General features: G+C 71.3%; 1 protein-coding gene. It reads right to left on the reverse strand.

Features of this window, described 5'->3' with window-relative positions; genetic code table 11:
- Positions 1-128: 128 nt before the first annotated feature.
- Positions 129-1955, reverse strand: coding sequence for a single-stranded-DNA-specific exonuclease RecJ (recJ, locus tag DMC18_RS22080; RefSeq protein WP_110133310.1), 1827 nt, complete (start codon positions 1953-1955; stop codon positions 129-131).
- Positions 1956-2168 lie beyond the last annotated feature (213 nt).

Here is a 2168-nt window from a genome sequence, read left to right on the forward strand (position 1 = left end):
AGTCGAACCCCTCTCTCCAGAATGAAAATCTGGCGTCCTAACCGATAGACGAAGGGACCATCTCGCCGCGAGGAGCCGGGGATATACAAAGGCTCCCCGGAGAGCGCAAGCGGTCAGATGCGTTTTTTTTATTCCGTCCACATGCGGGGATCGGCGGCGTCCTCGATCTCCAGCTGGACCCCTTCCCGGCCCATGTAATCGTCGGGTTTCAGGCGGCCCACGACGTGCAGCGCCCCGCCCCCGGCCAGCAGCCGACGGCCAAGATCGGTCTCGGCCGAGCGCCAGGAGACCGCCTTGATGCGGTCGCCGGAGGGGCCGACGAGGTCGACTCGCACGTGGCCGCCGCGCAAAGCCATGACCCGCTCGGGGCGCACGCCGGTGAGGGCGAACAGCGGCTCGACATTGCCGGGACCGAACGGGGCCATCTGCTGGAACTCGGTCCAGAGGGCGCGATTGGCGGCGCGGGGCTGCACCAGGGCGTCGATCTCGACCGCCTCGGGCCCGACTTCGGCCATTTCGCCGGCCAGGGCCTCTTCCAGGAAGGCGCGCAGTTCGGGAATCGAATCGGGACGCACGGTCAGGCCCGCCGCCATGGCGTGCCCGCCCCCGGCCATCAGGATGCCGGCCTCGAAGGCGGCCTGCACGGCCCGGCCGAGGTTCACCCCCGGCTGCGAGCGGCCCGAGCCCTTGGCCACCCCCGCCGCCCGGTCGACGCCGATGACGATGGTCGGCTTGCGGTAGCGCTCGCGCAGGCGGCTGGCGACGATGCCGACCACGCCGGGGTGCCAGTCCTCGCCGGCCACGACGATGACGGGGGCGTCGGGATTGAAGTTGCTGCCGCGCTCGAGAATCGCCGCGGCCTCCTCGACCACGGCCGCCTCGACGGCCTTGCGCTCGGTGTTGAGCGCGTCGAGCTCTTCGGCCAGGGCCTGGGCCTCCAGCGGATCGTCGGTCGACAGCAGGCGCGCGCCGAGGTCGGAGCGGCCGATGCGGCCGCCGGCGTTGATCCGCGGCCCCAGGATGAAGCCGGCGTGGAAGACGCTGGCCGCCCCCTGCCCCTTGGCCACCTCCAGCAGGGCCTTGAGGCCCGGATTGGCCCAGTTGGACATCACCCGCAGGCCGGTGGCCGTCAGCGAGCGGTTGAAGCCGACCAGCTGGGTGACGTCGCAGACCTCGCCCAGGGCGGTCAGGTCGAGCCACTGGCGCAGGTCGGGCTCGGGCCGGTCCTCATTGAACAGGCCGCGCTTGCGGGCCTCGCGGTTGAGGGCGACCAGCAGGATGAAGGTGACGCCGGCGGCGGCCAGCACGCCCTGCCCGCTCTGGCAGCCCGGACGGTTGGGATTGACCACGGCGGCCGCGGCCGGCGGATCCTCGCGCATCAGGTGGTGGTCGATGACCACGACCTCGAGGCCGATCGTGGCGGCGCTGGCGATGGCGTCGTAGGCGGCGGCCCCGCAGTCGAGGGTGACGACCAGCTCGGCGCCCGACTCGCGGATGGTCTTGAAGGCGGCAGGGCTCGGCCCATAACCCTCCTTCAGGCGGTCGGGAATATAGATCGGCAGCTCGACGCCCATGTGCCGGAACCAGCGCACCAGCTGGGCGGCGCTGGTGGCGCCGTCGACGTCGTAGTCGGCGAACACCATGGTCGGCCGGCCCTGCACCAGGGCGTCGATCAGGATCTCGGCGGCCCGATCCATGTCGGTGAAGCTGGACGGGTCGGGGAACAGCGACTTCAGGGTCGGCTGCAGGTAGTCGCGGGCGCTGCCCTGGTCGATCCCCCGCGCGGCCAGGGCGCGGGCCAGGGGCTCGGACAGGCCGTGCAGGCGGGAGAGGTCGCGGACGATCACGGGATCGGCGGCGCGCTCGCGCCAGGCGCGGCCGGACAGCGAGCGCGTCACGCCCAGGAAGGCGGTGTCGGCGTCGGCGGCGACGGGAACGGCGTGACCGTCGGCCATGGGCTAAACCAGCCTGAAATCAGCGTGTTGGGGCATGGGACGAGCCTAGCCGGTTTGGGGGATTCGATCCATTGCACGCCGGTGCGGCGGAAGCGGACGTACAGACCCTCCCCCTGAAGGGGGGGGGTCTTGGGGCATGGGTTCGCATGCTCTCGTGAAAACTCACGAAAGTTGGTGGGGAGGCGCGGAGCGGCCGGGCGGAGCCCGGAGACC

Origin of the sequence: Caulobacter sp. D5 (assembly GCF_003185805.1) — a bacterium.
GTDB lineage: Bacteria > Pseudomonadota > Alphaproteobacteria > Caulobacterales > Caulobacteraceae > Caulobacter.

Excerpts from the sequence above, each read along its gene's own strand:
- recJ (WP_110133310.1), bottom strand. The coding sequence starts at position 1,955 with ATGGCCGACGGTCACGCCGTTCCCGTCGCCGCCGACGCCGACACCGCC.